This window comes from Kribbella catacumbae DSM 19601 (assembly GCF_000372465.1).
In the GTDB taxonomy this organism is placed as follows: domain Bacteria; phylum Actinomycetota; class Actinomycetes; order Propionibacteriales; family Kribbellaceae; genus Kribbella; species Kribbella catacumbae.
The window spans coordinates 124,935-145,112 of sequence record NZ_AQUZ01000021.1 but is presented as its reverse complement, the minus strand read 5'-3'; the positions used below and the strand labels follow the sequence as shown (position 1 = coordinate 145,112).

Annotated in this window: 20 protein-coding genes and 1 riboswitch; of the genes, 13 read left to right on the top strand and 7 right to left on the bottom strand. The window is 67.9% G+C overall.

The window, feature by feature from the left end:
- Positions 1-290: 290 nt before the first annotated feature.
- The 3 genes from A3ES_RS51455 to A3ES_RS0122275 all read left to right on the top strand — a co-directional run bounded on the left by A3ES_RS51455 (position 291) and on the right by A3ES_RS0122275 (position 3,986).
- Positions 291-1,166, top strand: coding sequence for a DUF4190 domain-containing protein (locus A3ES_RS51455; RefSeq protein WP_020389061.1), 876 nt, complete (start codon positions 291-293; stop codon positions 1,164-1,166).
- Positions 1,167-1,356: 190 nt separating this feature from the next.
- Positions 1,357-2,454, top strand: coding sequence for a PSP1 domain-containing protein (locus A3ES_RS47990; RefSeq protein WP_020389060.1), 1,098 nt, complete (start codon positions 1,357-1,359; stop codon positions 2,452-2,454).
- Positions 2,455-2,456: 2 nt separating this feature from the next.
- Positions 2,457-3,986: an alpha/beta hydrolase gene (locus A3ES_RS0122275; RefSeq protein ID WP_157630670.1), complete on the top strand. Its 1,530-nt coding sequence runs from the start codon at positions 2,457-2,459 to the stop codon at positions 3,984-3,986.
- A gap of 18 nt (positions 3,987-4,004) precedes the next feature.
- Here the strand turns inward: A3ES_RS0122275 and A3ES_RS0122270 are convergent, their stop codons facing one another.
- Positions 4,005-4,583 (bottom strand): hypothetical protein, encoded by a 579-nt coding sequence (locus A3ES_RS0122270; RefSeq protein ID WP_237745023.1) that lies wholly within the window; start codon positions 4,581-4,583, stop codon positions 4,005-4,007.
- A 137-nt stretch (positions 4,584-4,720) separates the two neighbouring features.
- Between A3ES_RS0122270 and A3ES_RS0122265 the strand changes: the two genes are divergently transcribed.
- A complete protein-coding gene (locus tag A3ES_RS0122265) occupies positions 4,721-5,050 on the top strand; it encodes a sterol carrier family protein (RefSeq protein ID WP_020389057.1) in 330 nt (109 codons plus the stop codon).
- 52 nt (positions 5,051-5,102) lie between these two features.
- Here A3ES_RS0122265 and A3ES_RS0122260 read toward each other — a convergent pair whose 3' ends face one another.
- Both A3ES_RS0122260 and A3ES_RS55545 read right to left on the bottom strand, forming a co-directional pair.
- Positions 5,103-5,903, bottom strand: a complete 801-nt coding sequence (locus A3ES_RS0122260) for a hypothetical protein (protein ID WP_020389056.1) — start codon at positions 5,901-5,903, stop codon at positions 5,103-5,105.
- A 126-nt stretch (positions 5,904-6,029) separates the two neighbouring features.
- Positions 6,030-6,830, bottom strand: a complete 801-nt coding sequence (locus A3ES_RS55545; protein ID WP_020389055.1) for a hypothetical protein — start codon at positions 6,828-6,830, stop codon at positions 6,030-6,032.
- Positions 6,831-6,976: 146 nt separating this feature from the next.
- Here A3ES_RS55545 and A3ES_RS0122245 point away from each other — a divergent pair, with 146 nt between their 5' ends.
- Positions 6,977-8,269, top strand: coding sequence for an MFS transporter (locus tag A3ES_RS0122245; protein WP_020389054.1), 1,293 nt, complete (start codon positions 6,977-6,979; stop codon positions 8,267-8,269).
- 28 nt (positions 8,270-8,297) lie between these two features.
- The gene (locus tag A3ES_RS0122240) at positions 8,298-9,266 is read left to right on the top strand and encodes a hypothetical protein (RefSeq protein WP_063745989.1); all 969 of its coding nucleotides are present in this window, start codon (positions 8,298-8,300) and stop codon (positions 9,264-9,266) included.
- A 110-nt stretch (positions 9,267-9,376) separates the two neighbouring features.
- Here A3ES_RS0122240 and A3ES_RS47980 read toward each other — a convergent pair whose 3' ends face one another.
- Complete coding sequence (locus A3ES_RS47980) at positions 9,377-9,559, bottom strand: hypothetical protein (protein ID WP_020389052.1); 183 nt, start codon at positions 9,557-9,559, stop codon at positions 9,377-9,379.
- Between the two features lie 206 nt (positions 9,560-9,765).
- Positions 9,766-9,948, top strand: a riboswitch (cobalamin riboswitch).
- Positions 9,949-9,970: 22 nt separating this feature from the next.
- Here A3ES_RS47980 and A3ES_RS0122230 point away from each other — a divergent pair.
- Genes A3ES_RS0122230 through A3ES_RS0122215 form a run of 4 tightly spaced genes read left to right on the top strand, consistent with a single transcriptional unit; the run spans position 9,971 to position 13,838 of the window.
- Positions 9,971-10,987, top strand: coding sequence for an ABC transporter substrate-binding protein (locus A3ES_RS0122230; RefSeq protein ID WP_202806556.1), 1,017 nt, complete (start codon positions 9,971-9,973; stop codon positions 10,985-10,987).
- Positions 10,984-11,988 (top strand): FecCD family ABC transporter permease, encoded by a 1,005-nt coding sequence (locus tag A3ES_RS0122225; protein ID WP_237745022.1) that lies wholly within the window; start codon positions 10,984-10,986, stop codon positions 11,986-11,988. Before A3ES_RS0122230 ends, A3ES_RS0122225 begins: the two co-directional genes overlap by 4 nt.
- On the top strand, positions 11,985-13,013 hold the full coding sequence (locus tag A3ES_RS0122220; RefSeq protein WP_020389049.1) for a FecCD family ABC transporter permease: 1,029 nt from the start codon (positions 11,985-11,987) through the stop codon (positions 13,011-13,013). Before A3ES_RS0122225 ends, A3ES_RS0122220 begins: the two co-directional genes overlap by 4 nt.
- A complete protein-coding gene (locus A3ES_RS0122215) occupies positions 13,014-13,838 on the top strand; it encodes an ABC transporter ATP-binding protein (protein ID WP_020389048.1) in 825 nt (274 codons plus the stop codon).
- Positions 13,839-13,982: 144 nt separating this feature from the next.
- Here the strand turns inward: A3ES_RS0122215 and pdxR are convergent, their stop codons facing one another.
- Entirely contained in the window at positions 13,983-15,461 is a 1,479-nt protein-coding gene (gene pdxR, locus A3ES_RS0122210) for a MocR-like pyridoxine biosynthesis transcription factor PdxR (protein WP_020389047.1), read from the bottom strand.
- Between the two features lie 28 nt (positions 15,462-15,489).
- On the opposite strand from pdxR, the gene A3ES_RS0122205 reads away from it, so the two are divergent.
- From A3ES_RS0122205 to A3ES_RS0122195, 3 genes are read left to right on the top strand one after another with little or no spacing between them, the layout of a single operon-like run.
- A complete protein-coding gene (locus A3ES_RS0122205; protein ID WP_020389046.1) occupies positions 15,490-16,311 on the top strand; it encodes a methyltransferase domain-containing protein in 822 nt (273 codons plus the stop codon).
- Positions 16,311-16,478, top strand: a complete 168-nt coding sequence (locus A3ES_RS55075; protein ID WP_020389045.1) for a hypothetical protein — start codon at positions 16,311-16,313, stop codon at positions 16,476-16,478. Before A3ES_RS0122205 ends, A3ES_RS55075 begins: the two co-directional genes overlap by 1 nt.
- Before the next feature lie 47 nt (positions 16,479-16,525).
- Complete coding sequence (locus A3ES_RS0122195) at positions 16,526-18,007, top strand: CYTH and CHAD domain-containing protein (RefSeq protein WP_020389044.1); 1,482 nt, start codon at positions 16,526-16,528, stop codon at positions 18,005-18,007.
- 146 nt (positions 18,008-18,153) lie between these two features.
- Here A3ES_RS0122195 and A3ES_RS0122190 read toward each other — a convergent pair whose 3' ends face one another.
- Positions 18,154-19,800: a solute symporter family protein gene (locus A3ES_RS0122190; protein ID WP_020389043.1), complete on the bottom strand. Its 1,647-nt coding sequence runs from the start codon at positions 19,798-19,800 to the stop codon at positions 18,154-18,156.
- Positions 19,797-20,141, bottom strand: coding sequence for a DUF485 domain-containing protein (locus A3ES_RS0122185; RefSeq protein WP_020389042.1), 345 nt, complete (start codon positions 20,139-20,141; stop codon positions 19,797-19,799). The genes A3ES_RS0122190 and A3ES_RS0122185 overlap by 4 nt, the downstream gene beginning before the upstream one ends.
- Between the last annotated feature and the right edge of the window lie 37 nt (positions 20,142-20,178).

The window sequence follows — 20,178 nt, the reverse complement described above, 5'->3', positions numbered from 1 at the left end:
CACCAAGAACGACCAGTGGCTCCACACCCGGATGGCCGGGCTGAACCTGCGCCGCCTGCTCAACCTCGGCCTCACCCGCCACGGCGAAAGCTGGAACCTAGCCTGACCAGCACCCCCCGGGACCTGTCCACAGCCCCCAAGCGCCGCTCACACGCCCCATCACCGCATCCGCGCGAAGAACAACCACGCTACCGACCCCAGCGAACCGACCCACCACCGCACACACAGGCCCCTCCCGCGCTTCCCGCCCCCAAACCTCCCTTGTTCAGCAGGCTCCTAGGGGGCGATCAGTGACATATCCACCGGGACCGGATCCGGACCCGAATCGGCCGCAGGACACGCCTCGGCCGTTCCCGACGTACGGGCGGCCGGCGGGGCAGCCCGATCCGAATCAGCAGCAGCCGTATCAGCAGCAGCCGCAGTACGGGCAGCAGCCGCCCTTCCCGGTGCAGCCGCAACTGCCGCCCTATCCTGGCCAGCCGCAGTACGGGCCGGTGCAGTATCCGGCGGCGTACGGGTATGGCTACGGGTATCCGGGGACGACACTGGCCAAGACGAATGGTCTCGCGATCGCTGCGATGATCTGCGGGCTGGGCGGGCTCGTGATCGGGATCTCCGCGCCGGTCGGGGTCGGGCTGGGCATCGCCGCGCTGGTGCAGATCAAGCGGCGGGGAGAATCGGGTACCGCGCAGGCGGTGGTCGGCATCGTGGTGGGCGGGTTGATCACGCTCTTCTTCGGCGGGCTGCTCGCGATCGGGATCGCCGTCGGTTTCAGTGAGGACAATTACGGCGGCAGTTCGGATCCGGGCAGGATCACGTACGTCGACTCGCTGGCGGTCGGGGAGTGCTTCGACGACGGCTTCGGTCACGACGAGGTCGACCGGCGGGACTGCTCCAAGCCGCATGACGCCGAACTCGTCTCGAACGTCACGCTGCCGGCCGGACCCTATCCGGGTGATCGCCGAGTCGAGGACCAGTCGCGTGCCTCATGCGACCTCGAGTTCAGCAAGTACGTCGGCAACACCGTGGACAAGTCGGAGCTCCAATCCAGCTACTGGTACCCGGACGAGGACTACTGGTCCAACGGCGACCGCCTGGTCGTCTGCGCCGCCTACGGGCCCGACGACGAACCCCTCACCGGGTCGGTAAAGGGGAGTAAGCGCTGAAGCGTCCCGTGGTGGACATCCTCTGGCGCTTGCGGCGCCCAGGCACGCACCTCACGGCACTTGACGAGCATCCACGATGCTCCGCATCGAGGACGCTCCTCAAGCACCGCGATGCACGCACCTGAACACCGCAATCACTCAGAGGATGTCCACCACGGGACGCTATGGCACGTAGTCTGGCCGCGTGGGCATGGTGATGGCGGTGTCGTTCGAGCGGTATGGGCGGCTGTACTACCTGGACCCCGGCTCGCACAGACCGCGGGTCGGGGAAAAAGTGCTGGTCCCGACCGACGACGGGCCTGAGGTGGCTGAGTGCGTCTGGGCGCCGCAGTACGTCACTGAGGAGATCGGTGGGCTTCCTCTGTGTGAGGGCGTCGCGACGCCCGCCGACCTGGAGCGCGACGAGCAGAACCGCCAGCGCCGGGCCGATGCGCGGTTGACCGCCAAGCGGTTGATCCGTGAGCACGGGCTGCCGATGAAGGTGGTCGGCATCGACTTCGTGGATCGCCGGGCGGACGTCGATCAGCTCGTCATCGTGTACTTCTCCGCGCCGCACCGGGTGGATTTCCGCGAACTGGTCCGGGATCTCGCCCGCGGGTTGCGAGCGCGGATCGAGCTGCGCCAGGTGGGTGCTCGGGACGAGGCGCGGTTGCAGGGCGGGATCGGGCCGTGCGGGCGGGACTTGTGCTGCGCGACGTTCCTGAAGGACTTCGAGCCGGTCAGCGTGCGGATGGCGAAGGATCAGGACCTGCCGCTCAATCCCTTGAAGATCTCCGGGGCCTGCGGTCGGCTGATGTGCTGCCTGAAGTACGAGCACCCGCTGTACCAGGAGTTCAACGCCAAAGCACCAGCCACCGGTACGCCGGTCGAAACCCCCGCGGGTGACGGCGTCGTCGTCGGGCACAACGTCCCGAGCGACACGGTGGTCGTCCGTCTCGCTGCGTCTGGTCGCCGCTGCGCCTGCAGCCGAGCAGACGTCTGCTCCCCTCGCCAGCAATACGAAGCCTCCAGCACCACCACCCCAGACGCTCCACCGATAGTGGAGCTGGGTTTGCCCGCGCAGGCAGCCGAAGTACCGCCAGTGGCTCCTACAGTGCAGGAAACTGAGACAGCGCCACCACCTGATGTGCCTCCGCCGGCTGGTGCAGAGGAGACTGCCTTGGCAGCGGAGCCAGAGCGCAAGCGGCGTAAGCCACGCCGGCGTCGCCGGCTGAGTCAGGCCGACGGTGATGGCGACAGTGCGGTACAGGATGGGTCGGACGAGGGTACGGGAGACAGCTCGCTGTGATGATGCGCAGGACGACCGTGGTGGTGGCAGGCCTGGCGCTCTTGGTGGGTGGTTGCGGGGTGGCCAGCCGGGCTCAGGATGCCGACGGACCTGGTGGGACGCAGCCGAGCAGTACGCCGAAGGGGCCGGCCGGGCCGGTGCCGGCGGGTTTGGAGCAGTTCTACAACCAGCAGCCCCGCTGGGAGCGCTGCGGTTCGGGCAACCAGTGCGCCACCATCAACGTGCCGCTCGACTACAGCAAGCCTGACGGCAAGACGATCGAGTTGCGCGCCCGCAAGGTCCCGGCGCGCGACCGTACCGGCAAGATCGGCACGCTGTTCATCAACCCGGGCGGGCCGGGTGCCTCCGGCCAGGAGTTCGCCGCCTCGGCCGGATTCGTGCTCGGCGCGCCGCTGCTGCGGAAGTTCGACATCGTCGGCTGGGATCCGCGGGGCGTCGCCGACTCGACGCCGGTGCGCTGCCTCGACACCGAGCAGCTGGACAAGTTCATCGCCGCCGACGGCAGCCCGGACGACGACGCCGAGATCAACGCGCTGAACACCGAGGCCAAGACCCTCGCCGACGGCTGCCAGCAGCGCTCCGGCGACCTGCTGCCGCACGTCTCCACCAAGGACGCCGCCCGCGACATCGACGTACTGCGGGGAATCGTCGGCGACTCGGAGCTCTACTACCTCGGCATGTCGTACGGAACCCTGCTCGGCGCGACCTACGCCGAGTTGTTCCCGAAGAACGTCGGCCGGCTGGTTCTCGACGGCGCGGTCGACCCGTCGAAGACCTCCGAAGAGAACAACATGGCTCAGGCGAAGGGCTTCGACACCGCGCTGGACGCCTTCGCGGCGGACTGCGCGCAGCGGGCGTGCCGGCTCGGCAGCACCAAGGCCGAAGTGCTCGCGAAGGTCGACAAGGTGATCAACGACAGCGACGCGCAGCCGCTGCCAGGTGACGGCAAGCGCGAGGTGACCCAGGCGCTCGTCGTACTGGGGGTGATCTTCCCGCTGTACGTGAAGGACTACTGGCCGCGACTCGAGGACGCGGTGGTCGATGGGTTGAACGGCACCGGCGCCCGGCTGCTCGCGCTGGCCGACGAGTACACCGACCGGACGCCGCGCGGCTACGGCAACAACCAGAACGAGGTGATCTACGCGGTCAACTGCCTCGACCGTCCGGACATCGCGTCGGTCGCCGAGGCTAAGGCGGACGAGCCGAAGTTCAAGGCCGCCTCGCCGCGGTTCGGGTCGTTCCTGCTCTGGGGCTCGCTGCCGTGCGCGAACTGGCCGGTGAAACCGGCGGACAAGCCGCACACGATCCAGGCGACGGGCGCCAAGCCGATCGTCGTCGTCGGCACCACCCGCGACCCGGCGACGCCGTACGACTGGGCGGTCGGGCTCGCCGGGCAGTTGGAGAGCGGCGTACTGATCACTCGTGATGGCGACGGCCACACCGGCTACAACGAAGGCAACCAGTGCGTCGACGACGCCATCGAGACCTACCTGCTGAAGGGCACGGCGCCGACCGCCGACATCAAGTGCTAGTGGTGTGTCGCGTCACCACTAGTTCGGGCGGGTGTCTTCTTCGCCTGAGAGTTGCAGGGTGTCGGTGGCGCGTTGCAGGACGGCGCGGAGGCCGGCCTCGTCCTGTGGGCGCCCGCCGACGGTGATCTCGACCTTGGTGCGCTTGCCGTCAGCGGTGGGCAGGAAGCTGGACAGTCCCATCCGCGGGCCGCGGGTCTGGTCGTCGTAGGTGTAGACCAGCGTGCCGTTGTCGCGGCTGATGATCTTCAGGTTCTTCTCTTCGATGCTGCGCGCGCGGGAGTCGACGAGCTCGGCCGGCGTCTGCTTGCTGCCGCGAGTGTCGAAGCGGAGCTGCCACACACCCGTCGGATCGACGTACTTCGGTCTGGTGCCGTCCTGGGCACTCTTCCAGCCCGTCGGCACGTCGGCGGTCGCCGGTCGCGACTCGGAGCCGAAGGGCTGCGACGTGAACTGGAGCGAAGCGGCCTGCAGACCGTCGCCGGAGCTCGGCGTCTGCGTCGGCTGGCTGTTCACCACCTGACCCGACTTATCGCCGTCCCCGGAGAAATTGCCGTTGATCGCCAGAACGGTGCCGAACACGGCCACGCCTACGGTCATTCCCGCAAGCGTCGCCACCAGCGCCTGGTGCCTGGGCGTGAGCATCCCGACCTCACTTCCGCGTCTCGGTCGCTACTTTGATTATCGGGTACGAGGGGGGCGCGAGCGAAACCCGCGTACCCTTGCCGGCTGTGGAGATGGACGAAGCTTTACGTCGGTACGACGCCGGCGAGGCCGGACGCGCGGAACTCAAGCTGCTGGTGAAAGAGCTCCTGAAGCTCCTGGTCGCCAAGGCACCGGGCCATGCGGTGGAGGTCCGCGTACCGCCGTACGGGGCGGTGCAGTGCATCGAGGGGCCGAGACACACCCGGGGTACCCCAGGCGCGGTGATCGAGATGCCGGCCGACATCTGGATCGACCTCGCCCTCGGCCGGACCACGTGGTCAGCCGCCCGCACCACAGGCAAGGTCCGCGCCTCAGGCGAGCGCACGGATCTCACAGCTCTACTCCCACTCTTAACAAACTGAAACCGCCTGCCGCGGCGCTTGGCGCTGCGACAGGCGGTCGAATTTCCAGCTATCAGTGCAGGACCTTGACCACGGTGCGGCCGTGGATCAGCAGCAGCTTGCCGTCGTCGCGGAGCTGGAGCACGGTGCCGGACCTGCGGGTGACGATGGTCCAGACCGAGTCCCAGGTCTGGTGGACGCCGAAGGTGCCGTCCGGTGCCATGTGGACCCACGCGCCCGGGTACGGCTTGTACGGCGCGGACCACAGCTTGGTGGTGTTGTTCTTCATCAGCTCCAGCGCACCGTTCGGGCGCATCTGGAGCGAGTAGACCCGGCTACGTGAGAACAGCACCACCGGTCCCCACCCACTACCCGCAGCGTAGATCTTGGTGCCCGGCGACATGGTCTCGATCACCATCTTGTAGTTCCAGACGGACCGGCCGGCAGCGTTGTAGATCGCCAGCAAGCCGTCCGTCGGGAGGACGAGCTTGGCGTTCGGGCTCGCCTTCGCTCCGCCGATCCAGTACTTCGTCCGGCCGTGGATGATGCTGAAGCCGCCGTCCTTCTCCATCACCGTGACGGAACCCGCGCGGGCGGTGCCGCTCTCCCAGACCTTGCCGCTGCCGGTCCTGACCAGCTCCAGGTTGCCGGTCGCGCGCATCACCAGGGTCCACTGACGGTCCGTGGAACGGATGTACTGGCCCGACAGCAAGCGCTGGCCGGGCAGCAGTGCGTTGGAGATCGCGGCGGCTTGGGCAGTGGACTCGGCCACCGTGGTGGCGGCCTGAGCCGGTGCGGTCAGCGCGGCGCCGGTGGCGACTGTGGCCAGGCCCGCGGCGACGGCGGCGATGCCGCGCAGCTTGCTCTTGATCATGCGGTGGGTCCCCCCTTGTTCAGGTTCCAGATAAAGCCCTCGAAGAGTACGACGCTGCAGGGGCCCCCGATGTTGGGCGACGGACAGCTATTGCACGTTGTTGCAATAGCTGTCCCGCCGAGCTGGTCAGCGACCGCCGGTGCCGGTGGACCAGATCGGAGTACGGCCGTAGACGATGACCAGGTTGCCGTCGTTCTGCATCTGCAGGACAGCGCCCCGGCGGATCGTCTTGCTGTGCCACAGTGCCTTCTTCGCTGCGCTGTAGACGACGAAGTTGCCGTCGGTCTGCATCACCGCGAAGGCGCCCTTGCTGATCGTCTTGGTGCTCCAGATCGGGGTCTTGCCGTTCTTCACGATCACCGCGTTGCCGTCGGCCTGCATCTGCAGCCGGAAGACGCGGTTGTGCGAGTAGAGCAGCTGGTTCGGGCTCAGCACCCGGCCGGAGCCCAGCGTGACCAGCACCATCCAGCGCGACCAGGCCGCCTTGCCGCGGGAGTTGTAGATCACCAGGTTGGAGTCGTTCTGGACAGCGAGCAGAGCGTTGGTGCTTCCGTGAGTACCGCTGGCCCAAACCGCCGTACGGCCGGAGATGACCACCAGGTTGCCGTCGCGCTGCATGACCAGCGTCGACGCCTTGCGGTTCGTCATCGTGCCCCAGAGCGCGGTCCTGCCCTTGTAGAGCACCGCGTTGCCGTCGGTCTGCATGATGAAGGTGTAGACGCCGTTCTGCGAGCGGCGGTACTGCCCCGGCTTCAGGTACTGGCCCGGCTTCAGGAGGCTGCTGAGTGCGGCGGCCTGTGTCTGAGTGCTCGCCGCCGCAGGGGTGGCCTGAGCGGCCGTCGGCGCCAGCAGCGCAGTACCGGCGGCTGCCGCGCCTGCCGCGACGAGGGCCAGCGCCCGGGTACGAGCCTTGAAGGTCGACATCATGCGGTTTCTCCGTCTGTCAGGTTTTCTGGTCCGTGCTGATGGACGCCCTGGCGGCAGGATCGGTTCCGGTCCAGGCCTGTCCACGGAGCAGACAGTAGGGCTAAAACAGGTTCGTCCAGGGTCACCGCACCTGTCACCATGTGCCAGTGGCAACAAGTTTCCGCGCCCAGCTGGCCCGGCTGAAGATCGATCTGACCCCGTGGCGCGGCTCCCGCGACTTCCGCATCCTGGTGGTGTCGGGCTCGGTGTTCTTCCTCGGCGGCATGGTCGGTTACGTCGCGTTGCCGTTCCAGCTCTATCAGCTGACCGGATCGAACTTCGCCGTCGGCGCGATGGGCCTGGTGACGATCGTCCCGCTGGTCGTCTTCGGCCTGTACGGCGGTGCGCTGGCCGACCACGTCGATCGCCGCAAGATGCTGATCGCCACCGGCGTCGCGCAGGCCCTGATCTGCGCGCTGATGCTCGGCAACTCGCTGCTGGCCGACCCGCAGATCTGGCTGATCTACGTCTGCGGCGGGCTGAACGCGATCGCCACGTCGCTGCAGCGGCCGAGCCGGGAGGCGCTGTTCCCGCGGGTGGTGAAGCACGAGGAGATGGCCGCGGCGGTGGCGCTGACCTCGCTGACGATGCAGATCGGCCAGCTCGCCGGGCCCGCGCTGGGCGGCGTACTGGTCAGCGCGGCCGGCGTGACCTGGGCGTTCGCGATCGAGTTGACCGGGCTGGTGATCGCGACCGCCCTGTACGCCGGGCTCGGCTCGTACAAGACCAGTGAGCACAGCAAACCGCCCAGCCTGCGGGGGATCGGCGAGGGCATCGTCTACGCCTACCGGCGAAAGGACCTGCTGGCCACCTATCTGGTCGACATGGTGGGGATGTTCCTGGCGATGCCGATCGTGCTGTTCCCGGCGTTCGCGACCGAGATCCTGAAGGAACCGAAGCTGCTCGGGCTGCTCTACAGCGCCGAGGCGATCGGTGCGATGTGCGCGAGCCTGACCAGCGGCTGGGCCAAACGGGTCCATCACCAGGGCCGGGCGGTGGTCATCGCGACGATGGTCTGGGGTGCGTCGGTGGGGATCGCCGGGCTGGCGCCGACCATCTGGTTCGCGATCGGCTTCTTCGCGATCGCCGGGGCCGCGGACATGATCTCGGGGCTGTTCCGGTCGGTGATCTGGAACCAGACCATCCCGGACGAGATGCGCGGCCGGCTGGCCGGGATCGAGATGCTCGGCTACTCGCTCGGCCCGCTCGGCGGTCAGGCGCGCTCCGGGCTGGTCGCGGACCTGACCAGCGTCCGGTTCGCGATCGTCAGCGGCGGCGCGCTCTGCGTCGCGGGCGTGGTCGGGACCTCGGTCTGGTTGCGCGAGTTCTGGCGCTACGACGCCCGCACCGACGAACACGCCGTCCGCGAACGCGACCTCCGCACCGCGCCAACCGGCTGACGCCACTCCGCGACTAGGCTCTGTGACCATGCGCATTCGTTCAGTGGTCGCTCTGCTCGGCAGTACTGCGCTGTTGGCCGGTTGCAGCGGTCCTGGCGGGGAGACTGCGCCTAGCGTGCCGCCACTCGTCTCGATCAGCACGACACCGACCGAGACGCCTACGCCGACCGAGACGCCGAGTACTCCGCCCACCTCCAAGGTGGCGGACACCCTGTGCGTGCGGATGAACCAGACGCTCGTGCAGACCACACTGGCCGTCCCGGTGGTGCAGATCCAGCCGAAGCCGGTTCCGGCGGAGTTCGGCTTCCCGACGTACGACGTGTGCCAGCTTGGCCTCAGCACGAGCCCAAGCGGTCCCGTACTGCGTGTCGGCAGCTCTGTGTTCCCGGCGACTCCTGCGGACCTCGCAGCAGCTCGCAAGGCGTATGACGCCACCAAAGGCGAGCCGGCCAAGCCGGTGACGATCGGGCAGGGCGGGTTTGGGACGAGTCGCTTCGTGGTGTTCCTGTTCGACGGGAAGCTCGTCAAGGTCAGCGGGCCGCCCGCGACGCTGGCGAAGTACGTAGTACTGGGTCAGGAGACGGCTCAGCAGGCTCCTGGGCTGCCGGAGCCCGCGCCGCTGATCACTCGGAAGGAGTGCGAACGCGGTACGTCGGCGGCCGCGCGGGTGATGGGCGTCGACGCGGCGATCCGGCGCGACAGCGAGACCGACACGGGCGACATCGTCTGCGGCTGGATCACCAAGACCCGAGTGCTCTACTCGACGGTCCGCCGAGTAGCCGACGCGGAGGCAGTCATCGCCCCCACCCGAAAAGCCGCCACCTCCTTCCCCATCCCCCTAGGCGACGAGGGCTACGTCGACACAGCCACCGGCCGCAGCCTGATCCGCGTCGGCACCACCAAAATCATCGAACTGGTCCCCCTCCCCGCCGGCACCACAGACAAAGACAACATGGTCGCCTTCGCCCTAGCCATCTCCCCCCTCTACACCCGCTGACCCAAAGCCAGGGGGTACGCCGGATTGCGGGTACCGATAGCCGGTTCTGGTGCCGATAGCGCGCTGTAGCAGGCTATTGGCCGGCCAAGGCGCTATTAGACCGGCACGTCCTAATCCCTTCGCCCGCTGTCTTTGTGCGCCGCCAGATCCCTGCCGCCGCCTTGGGAGCTCTCAACCAACGCCCGGCCGAACACCACCGCCTCTTGCCCGCGCAAGCTGCTCTCCGAGTCACGCGCCGCTGCCATGTCGTGCTCAGCCCAGCCGGCCGCCGCCTCGTAGTCCTTCTGGCTCATCTCTTCTCCATCCACTCAAAGGCGATTGTGTCTGACGGCGGGTGGGGCGACGGGAACGCCGGACGGCCAGCACTACCAAACCTGGCTAGCAAACGCTTCCCCTCGGCGTGTCGCGGCGTTGGTGCCGGGTTCGGTAGTGGCGGCGGTCCGCGGGGCCCAACCGCTTCCACGCCGGGGGTGGTTTCTGCGACTGGGTTGCAGGTGGGTTAGGTTTGCGGGGTCGTGGTGTTCGGGAAGCCGGTGTGATGCCGGCGCGGCCCTCGCCACTGTGATCGGGATGTTCGTCGGTCGTTCCTCGCGGAGACCACTGGTTGAAACCAACCGGGAAGGTCAGACCCTCGGACGTAGTTCCCGTCAGCCAGGAGACCGGCCACGGCGTGTCACACCGTCCACGAGGTGCTGGAGGCGCGCGTGAAAACGCTGGCTGCTGCTGTTGTCGTACTGTCCCTGCTCACCGGCTGTGGGGGTGTAGCCAAAGCCGGCCCGAGTGCCACCGCGACCACCGTGAAGAACTGCGGGATCGACGTCGCCGTCGACGGTCCACCGAAGCGGGTGTTCGCGGCGTACCAGCCGGCCATCGAGATGGCGCACGCGCTCGGCATCTCGGACCGCCTGGTCGGTACGGCGTACCTGGACGCGGAGGTGCTGCCGCGGTACGCGGCGGCGCAGAAGGACCGCAAGTACTACAAGAACCTGCCGAGCCGCGAGGAACTGCTCAGCCAGGACCCCGACTTCGTGCTCTCCGGCTTCAACGACGTGTTCAGCAGCGCGGGCAGCGACTCGAGCTTCGGCAGCCGCAAGAGCCTGTCGGACCTCGGCGTGCAGACCTGGATCTTCAGCCCGCTCTGCCCGACCGCGGACGGCAAGGGTGACGAGGCGATCGACCCGTCGACCGTCTCGATGAACAACGTGTACGCCGATCTGCGCGACCTCGGCAAGCTCTTCAACGTCGCCGACCGGGCTGAGACGGTGATCGCCGACCAGCAGAAGCGGATCGCGGCCGTCGAGGCCAAGGTGGCCAGTGCGCCGAAGCCGACGGTCGCGATCCTGCGCCCCGGGCTGGAGGGCGGCGGCCTGACGGTGTCGGGCGGCCCGGACTTCGGCACCGTGCTGATCCGCCAAGCCGGCGGGGTGAACGCCTTCGCCGACCTGACCTCGAAGCGGAACGTGAAGATCAGCGTCGAGGAGTTCATCAAACGCGACCCCGACTACATCCTGATCAGCGGTTGCTGCGACGCCACCCTGACCGAAACGCAGGTCCAGCCGGACGTCCAGAAGATCCTGGCCAACCCGGCGTACGCCAATCTCAAGGCCGTCAAGAACAAGCACGTCGTGCCCTGGCTCTTCGCCCACCACTCGGCAGGTGTCCGCGGAGCCAACTCCACCGAGCTGATCGCGAAACTGATCCACCCCGACCTGGTCAGGTGACGCGGTCATGGGGTGGCCGGGCCGCTGGTTTGCTGGTGGCCGGTGGGGTGTTGCTGGCCGTCGTGCTGCTTTCGCTGGTGGCCGGCAATCAGTGGTTCGGACCGCACGACGTGTACGTCGCGGCGGCTGATTTCACCGGTTCCGACACGGACCGGGTGATCCGCTATCTGCGCTTCCCCCGTACTGCGGTTGGCCTGCTGGCCGGCGCGGCACTGGGCCTGGCAGGTGCTGTGATGCAAGGGATCACCAGGAATCCGCTGGCTGATCCCGGCATCCTCGGCGTCAACGCAGGCGCCGCGCTGGCGGTGGTGGTCGCGATCGGACTGCTCGGCGTCCAGTCGCTGACCGGCTATGTCTGGTTCGCGATGGGTGGCGCGCTGATCGCTACCGTCGTCGTCTATCTCGTCGGCTCGGTCGGACGAGGCGGCGCCACGCCGGTGAAGCTCGCCCTGGCCGGGGCCGCATTGTCCGCCCTGCTCGGATCGGTGACGTCGGCAATCACTTTGCTGGATCTGTCCACCCTGAACGAGTTCCGCTTCTGGGTGGTCGGATCGTTGACCCTGGCAACAGGAAGCATCGTCACCCAAGCGCTGCCCTTCATTGCCGTCGGCATCATCTTGGCGCTGACCCTTGGCCGATCGTTGAACCAGCTGGCGCTCGGCGAAGACCTAGCCGCGACACTGGGTACCAGGATCGGCCTGGTCCGCGTCCTGGCCGCGCTGTCGGTCATGCTGCTCGCCGGTACTGCGACGGCGATGGCCGGCCCGATCGCCTTCGTCGGCTTGGCAGTGCCCCACGTGGCAAGGGCCCTGGTCGGTGCCGACTACCGCTGGATCCTGCCCTGGTCCCTCGTCCTCGCACCGATCGTCCTGCTACTCGCCGATGTGGTCGGCCGCCTGGTCGCTCGCCCCGACGAGTTGCAGGTCGGCATCATCACGGCCCTGATCGGTGCTCCACTGTTCATCGCACTCGTCCGCCGCCGCAAGCTGGCCGAGCTGTGAAGCCGATCCGGATCGGCCCCTTCTCCACCCGCGTGGACGTCGCCAGCATCGTGGTCTCGGTGATCGCCTGGGTCGTCACGCTCGTGATCGCCGCGATCTCGCTCACCCTCGGCGACTACGAGATCCCGCTGGCGAAGGTGCTCAACACCCTGGCCGGCAACGGATCGCTGATCATGACCGATGTGGTGGTGAACAACCGGCTGCCGCGAGTACTCGTCGGGATGGGAGTCGGCGCCGCGTTCGCGATCTCGGGCGCCATCTTCCAGCGCCTGGCCCGCAACCCGCTGGTCAGCCCGGACCTGATCGGCATCAACGCCGGCGCCGCGCTGGCCGCAGTACTGATGATCACGGTCTTCGGTACGGCGGCCGGCTGGATCCCGGCCGGTGCGCTGATCGGGTCGTTGCTAACGGCAACGTGCATCTACTTGCTCGCCTACAAGAAAGGCATTGCCGGGTATCGCCTGGTCCTGGTCGGGATCGGCATCACCGCGATCGTCGGCTCGATCACGGCGTACCTGCTGACGCTCGCCGACATCTACACCGCAAAGAGCGCCTCCATGTGGCTCGCTGGCAGTCTCGCCGGACGATCCTGGCCGCACGCGATTCTGATCGGAATCACCTTGCTGGTGCTCGTCCCGGCAGCCGTTGCCGGATCCCGGCAACTGAGATTGCTGGAGCTGGGCGACGACCTGGCCCGCACACTCGCCGGCCGGGTCGAGCTATCCCGAGGGCTATTGATCGCGGTGGGAGTCGGGCTGGCCGGCCTCGCGACTGCCGCGGCCGGGCCGATCGGCTTTGTCGCCCTCGTCGCTCCCCAACTCGCCCGCCGCCTGGTGGCCGAACGCGTCGCCGGGCTGCTCGCCGCCGGAGCGATCGGCGCCTTGCTGGTGGTCGCCTCCGACCTGCTCGCCCGGGAGATCTTCGCGCCCACCGCCCTGCCCGTGGGAGTCGTCACCGCGTTCCTCGGTGCGCCGTACCTGCTGATTCTGATGGCCCGCGCGAACCGCGTCGGGCGAGGAGGCTAAGTGCCCGTACTGCGTACCGAGAACCTGCGTCTCGGGTACGACGCGATCCCGGTTGTGTCGGACTTGTCGGTTGAGATCCCGTCCGGCCGGATCACCGTGATCGTCGGCGCGAATGCCTGCGGAAAGTCAACCCTGCTTCGCGGTCTGGCCCGGCTGCTAGGACCACAGTCGGGCGCCGTCTACCTCGACGACGCGGATATCGCGCGCCTGTCCGGGAGCACTCTGGCGACGAAGCTCGGCATGCTGCCGCAACAGCCCGTGGCGCCGGACGGGATCACCGTCTCCGACCTGGTCGGCCGCGGTCGCCATCCACATCAGCGCTGGTTCCGGCAATGGTCGGCCGAGGACGAGTACGTCGTCACGGCCGCGCTGGAAGCCACCGGCATCTCAGATCTCGCGGACCGCTCCCTCGACCAACTGTCCGGTGGTCAGCGCCAGCGTGTCTGGATCGCACTGGCCTTGGCGCAGGACGCCGAGACCATGCTCCTGGACGAGCCGACCACCTTCCTCGACCTCGCCCACCAGTTGGAGATCCTCGACCTGGTCCACGACCTCAACCGCGACCGCGGTAAGACCGTCGTACTCGTCCTCCACGACCTCAACCTCGCCGCCCGCTATGCCGACCACCTGATCGCCCTCAAGGCAGGCAAGATCGTTGCCCAGGGCAATCCAACGGAGGTCGTCACGGCCGCGATGGTGCAGGCTGTCTTCGGCCTGGCCAGTCACGTGATCCCTGACCCTTTGACAGGAACCCCACTAGTTCTGCCCCGGCCTCGCCGTCCCCGCCGGTCTGAGGGCTCGGCTGTCCCGACCGACAGGACATAGTCGCTCCTTCGGCCGGGCGCCACGCTCACAGGAGCGGCGGACGGCCCCGAAATGAGCACTATGTCCTGTCGGTCGGGACAGCCGTTGTCCTGCTGCCTGCGTTCATGAAGCTGGCGGGGCGGGCCAACTGGTGGGCGCCAACGGTCAGGGTCGGGCTGCCAGCACTTCGCCAATCGTCGCGATCCCCTCGGTGATCTCTGTCGGGGTGCGGGCGGCGTAGCCGAGCACGAGGCCTGCGGGTCGGGGTTGCTGGCAGTGCCAGGACAGGGGTTGAGTTTTCACGCCTCGCTCCAGCGTCGCGGAGGCCAGGGCGAGATCACTCAAGTCCGTGTCGTCGAAGGTGATGGTGAGGTGCAGGCCGGCGGCCGCGCCGTGGACGGTTGCCATCGGCAAGTGGTTGCCGATGGCATCGATCATCGCGTCGCGACGGACTCGGTGGCGACGCCGGACGTACCGGAGCTGGCGTTCCAGCTCGCCCGACTCCATCAGATGGGCGATGACCAGTTGTGGCAAGGCGGCGTTTCCGAGGTCTGCCAGCCGTTTCGCGCCGACCAGTGCTTCCCGGTACTTCGGCGGCGGCAGCATCCACCCGATCCGCAAGGCCGGAGCGAGCAGCTTCGAGACGCTGCCCATGTAGATCACGTGTTCCGCGAGCATCGCCCGCAGCGCGGGTACCGGCGGCCGGTCGTACCGGTGCTCGGCGTCGTAGTCATCCTCGAGGATCAACCCGCCATCGGTTGCCCACTGCATCAACTCCCGCCGCCGCTCGCCATCCAGTACTACGCCCGTCGGGAACTGATGCGCAGGCGTCACCATCACGGCCGGGGCGCCACTGGCCCGCAGTACGTCGACCTGCAGTCCATCGGCGTCGACTGGGATCGGGGGTGTCCGCATTCCCCACAACTGCAGGTGTTGCCGTGATCCGAGCGACCCCGGATCCTCGACCGCCAGCTCGGTGATGCCCTCCTTGCCCAGCACTTGCGCGATCAGCCCGATCGCCTGCGAGACTCCCGCGACGATGATCAGGTCGGCCGGATCGGCCTTGATTCCGCGGTTGCGGGCGAGCCAGTTCGCGACGGCGAGCCGCAGGGCCGGCGTACCGGCTGGGTCTCCGTAGCCGAAGGCCGATGCCGACAGGTCGGTCAGCACGGCCCGCTCCGCCTTCAGCCAGGCCGCCCGCGGAAACGCGGCGAGATCGGGTATCCCGGGAGTCAGGTCGATCCGCGCCTCGACGGCCCGCATCGCGTCGAAGATCTCCAACCCGGGGTCGTCCAGCGCAGGTCGCCCAGCGGCTGCGTGCCCAGACGCCGCAGAGGTGGTGCCGATCGGTGCCGCCACCACGACGGTGCCCGCCCGGCCGCGACCGCTGACGTGGCCGTCCTCGGTGAGGCGCTGGTACGCCTCGGTCACCACACCCCGCGAGACCTGGAGCTCGGCCGCGAGCTGGCGGGTCGCAGGCAGCCTGCTGCCGATAGCCAGCCGCCCATCCGCGATCGCGGCGCGGAAGCGGCTGGCCAGCCACTCGGACAGGCCGCCGGGCGGCGCCTCACCGGGGCGCAGCTGAAGAAAGTCGGCACCCGCGAGTTTGGACCTACCAATCTCGACCTGATTGGACCTGTTCATCGGACCATTGTGGCGCGAACTTAGAGCTATGGGAACCGACTACGTGCACGGCTACACCACCGACGAGACCCGCAGGCTCGCCGACCAGGCGCAGACATTGGCCGGCCTGCTGCACGCCGGTACGACGTACCCGGCCGGCGCGCGAGTACTCGAAGTCGGCTGCGGAGTCGGCGCTCAGACCGTCCAGCTCGTCACCGCCAGCCCAGGCATCCGGCTCGTCTCCGTTGACCTGTCCGAGGACTCCCTGGCACAGGCGAAGGCCCGCGTCGCGGCCGCGGCGCCGTACGCCGAGGTCGAGTGGCATCACGGTGACCTGCGCGAGCTGCCGTTCGAGGACGGCTCGTTCGACCACCTCTTCGTCTGCTTCGTGCTCGAACACCTCGCCGATCCGGAGGGAGTACTGCGGCAGCTGCGCCGGCTCGTGCGGCCCGGTGGCGACATCACGGTGATCGAGGGCGATCACGGTTCGGCGTTCCACCACCCGCGCAGTACGGCCGCGCAGTCACTGATCGACTGCCTGACCGACCTCCAGGCAGAGGCCGGAGGCGACGCGTTGATCGGGCGACGAGTGCAGCCGCTGCTCCAGGCCGCCGGCTACCACGGCGTACGAACGCGACCGTGCACCGTGTACGCCGACGAGACCCTGCCGCACCTGGTCGACGGATTCACCCGGAAGACCTTCATCGCGATGGTCGAATCCGTCCGGGAACGCGCGCTCGCGGCCGGTCTGCGGACGCCGGAGGAGTGGCGCCAAGGCATCCGCGATCTCGAACGCGCCGCCGAACCGGGCGGCACCTTTCACTACACGTTCTTCAAGGCGGTCGCGCTGATTCCGGAAGGAGCCGGGTGATGGGAGTGATCTTGCTTGTCCTGGTGCTGCTGGTCGTAGGGCTCGAGTGGAACCGCCGTCGCCAGCCCTACCCGCGCGAGACGCGAGCCGGGCGGACCGGCGTACAGGATCGTGATCTGGAGCGGGTGCGTGCTGAACTACGGGCCGCCGCCGACCGTGAATCTTGACGCTGGACTGGTTAGGCCGGGTTGGCCGTGACTGGTAAACAAGGGGCATGGCGCCGACTGAACAACTCGAGATCGAGACCAAGTACGACGTCGACGAGCACGCGATACTGCCCGCGTTGCACGAGTTGCCGGGTGTCGCGAGCGTGGCCCAACCGGTCGAGTTGAACCTCGAAGCCGTGTACTTCGACACGGCCGGCCTCGACCTGGCCGCGGCCAAGGTGACCCTGCGACGCCGTACCGGCGGCGAGGACGACGGCTGGCACGTGAAGCTGCCGGTGTCGTCGGGTGAGCGGCTGGAGATCCAGCACCCGCTTGGCCGGGCCGTGCGCAAGGTGCCGCTCCAGGTGGTGCGGGCCGTCCGAGTGCATGCCCGCGACAACGAACTCGTGCCGGTGGTCAGCCTGGCCACGCGCCGGATCGTGCACCGGCTGCTGGACGCCGACGGCGAGGTGCTCGCCGAGATCAGCGACGACGAGGTGACCTCGACCGTCGACGGCGAGTCGGAGACCTGGCGGGAGTGGGAGGTCGAGCTCGTCAACGGCGACACGGACCTGCTCGAAGCCGCCGAGCCCGTACTGCGGGCCGCAGGCGCCAAGCCGGCCTCCGGGCCGAGCAAGCTCGCGCGGGCGCTCGGCGACCGGGTGCCGGCTCGTGACACGTGGGAGCTGCCGAATAAGCCGACCACGGCCGACCTGTTTCGTGCCTATGCCGCTGAGCAGGTGCAAGCGATCCATCGGCGCGATCCCGAGGTTCGCCGCGATCTGCCCGACTCCGTGCACAAGATGCGGGTGGCGACCCGTCGGCTGCGCTCGGCGCTGGCGACGTACCGGCCAGTCGTCGATCGTGAAGCGGGCGACCAGCTCCGCGCCGAGCTGAAGTGGCTTGCGGGGGAGCTGGGTGGCGCGCGCGACGCGGAGGTACTGCGCGAGCACTTCAGTACTGCGGTCGACGCGCAGCCAGTCGAACTGGTGATGGGCAAGGTCGCCGGCTTCATCGATACCCATCTGCGCACGGTCTACAAGGCGGGCCGGGTGCAGGCGCTGGCAGCGCTGGAGAGTGAGCGGTACTTCCGGCTGCTGGACGCGCTCGACGAGCTGATCACGAACCCGCCGCTGACCGGCGAGACGCGCAAGGCGGCCAAACAGCTACCCGAGCTGCTGGACCACGACTGGAAACGGATGAGCAAGGCCGTCAAGCGGATGGAAGGCGCCGAGGACGCCACCACCCAGGACCACGAGCTGCACGAGGTCCGCAAGGCCTCCAAACGACTCCGGTACGCCGCTGAGTCGGCGGTTCCCGTGCTCGCGGACGAGGCGACCGGTCTGGTCTCGCGGGCCAAGGAGGTCCAGGAGGTGCTCGGCGACCACCAGGACAGCGTGGTGGCTCGGGACCTGCTCCGCGAGCTCGCCGTGCAGGTCTATCTCGACGGCGGCAACGCCTTCACCTTCGGTCGCCTGCACGCTGCCGAGGAACAACGCGGTGAGGCTTCCCGGATCGCTTTCCTGGAGCTGTGGCCCACGCTCAAGTGACATAGAAGAAACGGGGGACCAGGCTGGATGCCAGGTCCCCCGTCTCGGGGTTGAAGACCGGGGTGGTGGGGCGGGGAAGGTATTGAAACTGTCAGGCAGGTTCGCGAGGAATCAGCAGGGCCTGCCTGACAGGTCTAGTGGTGCCCCTAGTGGTGCACCGCCTTCTCGGCGCCGGCGCCGGTGAGGGAGCGGACCTCCATCTCGGCGAACTTGTCGACGTTGGTGCCTTCCTTGCTGGTCAGCGTGCCGATGATGCCGAGCACGAAGGCCAGCGGGATCGAGACGATGCCGGGGTTGTCCAGCGGGAACCAGCTGAAGTCGATCCCGGTGTCGGTGATCATCGACAGGCTGGCACCGGTCTTCTTGTCGACCTTGCCCGAGACGACCGGCGAGAACGCGATCAGGATGATCGCCGACCCGAGGCCACCGTAGATGCTCCAGAGTGCGCCGCGGGTGTTGAAGCGCCGCCAGAACAGCGAGTACAGGATGGTCGGCAGGTTCGCGCTGGCCGCCACCGCGAAGGCGAGGGCCACCAGGAAGGCGATGTTCTGGCCGTTGGCGAAGATGCCGCCGACGATCGCGACCACGCCGATCACCAGCACGGTGATCCGGGCGACCCGGACCTCGCCGTCGCCGGAGACCTGACCCTTCTTGATCACCTGACCGTAGATGTCGTGCGCGAACGACGCGCTCGCCGTGATGGTCAGACCGGCCACGACCGCCAGGATGGTGGCGAAGGCGACCGCCGAGATCACGCCCAGCAGGATCTCCCCGCCGAGCTCGTAGGCCAGCAGTGGAGCTGCCGAGTTCGCCTTACCGGGAGCCGCCCTGATGGCGTCCGGACCGACCAGCGCCGCGGCGCCGTAGCCGAGCACCAGGGTGAACAGGTAGAAGATGCCGATGATCCAGATGGCCCAGCTGACGCTGCGGCGGGCTTCCCTGGAGTTCGGGACCGTGTAGAAGCGCATCAACACGTGCGGCAGTCCCGCGGTTCCCAGCACCAGGGCCAGGCCGAGCGAGATGAAGTCGAGTTTGCTGATCCCCGTTGCGCCGTACTGAAGTCCCGGATTGAGCAGTTTCTCGCCGGCCGCCGGGCTCTTGTCGACAGCCGCGCCCAGCAGAGCCGAGAGGTTGAAGGTGTACTTCGCCAGCACCCACAGCGTCATGATGCCGGCGCCGATGACCAGCAGAACAGCCTTGACGATCTGCACCCAGGTGGTGCCCTTCATGCCGCCGACCAGCACGTAGGTGATCATGATGAGGCCGACGACGGCGATCACCACGCTCTGCCCGGCCCGGTTGTCGATGCCCAGCAGCAGTGCGACCAGGCCGCCCGCGCCGGCCATCTGGGCCAGCAGGTAGAAGAAGCAGACGCCCAGGGTCGAGATGGCCGCGGCCATCCGGACCGGACGCTGCTTGAGCCGGAACGACAGCACGTCGGCCATCGTGAACCGGCCCGTGTTCCGCAGCAGTTCGGCCACCAGCAGCAAGGCCACCAGCCAGGCCACCAGGAAGCCGATCGAGTACAGGAAGCCGTCGTACCCGTTCAGGGCGATGGCGCCGGCGATGCCGAGGAACGAGGCGGCGGACAGGTAGTCACCGGCAATCGCGATGCCGTTCTGCGGGCCGGTGAACGAGCGGCCGCCGGCGTAGAAGTCGGCCGCGCTCTTGTTGTTGCGGGAGGCCCTGATGACGATCGCCAGGGTGGCCACCACGAACAGCGCGAAGATCGCGATGTTGACCTTGGGGTCCCCGACAGTGGTTGCCTGAGGCAACAGCAGTGGCGTGCTCACTGGGTCTCTCCCTCGATCTGGTCACGCAGGTGCTTGGCGTCCGGGTCGAACTTCTGGTCGGCCCAGCGGACGTAGAGCAGCGTGATCGCGAAGGTGGAGACGAACTGGCCGAGCCCGAGCAGCAGCGCGATGTTGATGTTGCCGCCGATCTTGGTCGACATGAACCCGGGGGCGTAGTCGGCGAGCAGGACGTAGAGGAAGTACCAGGCCAGGAACAGGCCGGTCATCGGGAACACGAAGCGCCGGAATCGGCGACGCAACTCGGAGAAGTCCGGTGACAGCTGGACATCTCGGTACGTCGTCATCTCCGGATCGCCGGCCGCGCGGCGCGTATCGCTCATCGCGGGACCTCCAGACGGAATCAGGCCGGGCGGATAA

Bases quoted from the DNA above. Each gene is read 5' to 3' on its own strand.
- A3ES_RS47990 (WP_020389060.1), top strand. From the start codon at position 1,357: ATGGTGATGGCGGTGTCGTTCGAGCGGTATGGGCGGCTGTACTACCTG.
- A3ES_RS0122275 (WP_157630670.1), top strand. From the start codon at position 2,457: ATGCGCAGGACGACCGTGGTGGTGGCAGGCCTGGCGCTCTTGGTGGGT.
- A3ES_RS0122270 (WP_237745023.1), bottom strand. From the start codon at position 4,583: ATGACCGTAGGCGTGGCCGTGTTCGGCACCGTTCTGGCGATCAACGGC.
- A3ES_RS0122265 (WP_020389057.1), top strand. From the start codon at position 4,721: ATGGACGAAGCTTTACGTCGGTACGACGCCGGCGAGGCCGGACGCGCG.
- A3ES_RS0122260 (WP_020389056.1), bottom strand. From the start codon at position 5,903: ATGATCAAGAGCAAGCTGCGCGGCATCGCCGCCGTCGCCGCGGGCCTG.
- A3ES_RS55545 (WP_020389055.1), bottom strand. From the start codon at position 6,830: ATGATGTCGACCTTCAAGGCTCGTACCCGGGCGCTGGCCCTCGTCGCG.
- A3ES_RS0122240 (WP_063745989.1), top strand. From the start codon at position 8,298: ATGCGCATTCGTTCAGTGGTCGCTCTGCTCGGCAGTACTGCGCTGTTG.
- A3ES_RS47980 (WP_020389052.1), bottom strand. From the start codon at position 9,559: ATGAGCCAGAAGGACTACGAGGCGGCGGCCGGCTGGGCTGAGCACGAC.
- pdxR (WP_020389047.1), bottom strand. From the start codon at position 15,461: ATGAACAGGTCCAATCAGGTCGAGATTGGTAGGTCCAAACTCGCGGGT.
- A3ES_RS0122205 (WP_020389046.1), top strand. From the start codon at position 15,490: ATGGGAACCGACTACGTGCACGGCTACACCACCGACGAGACCCGCAGG.
- A3ES_RS55075 (WP_020389045.1), top strand. From the start codon at position 16,311: ATGGGAGTGATCTTGCTTGTCCTGGTGCTGCTGGTCGTAGGGCTCGAG.
- A3ES_RS0122195 (WP_020389044.1), top strand. From the start codon at position 16,526: ATGGCGCCGACTGAACAACTCGAGATCGAGACCAAGTACGACGTCGAC.
- A3ES_RS0122185 (WP_020389042.1), bottom strand. From the start codon at position 20,141: ATGAGCGATACGCGCCGCGCGGCCGGCGATCCGGAGATGACGACGTAC.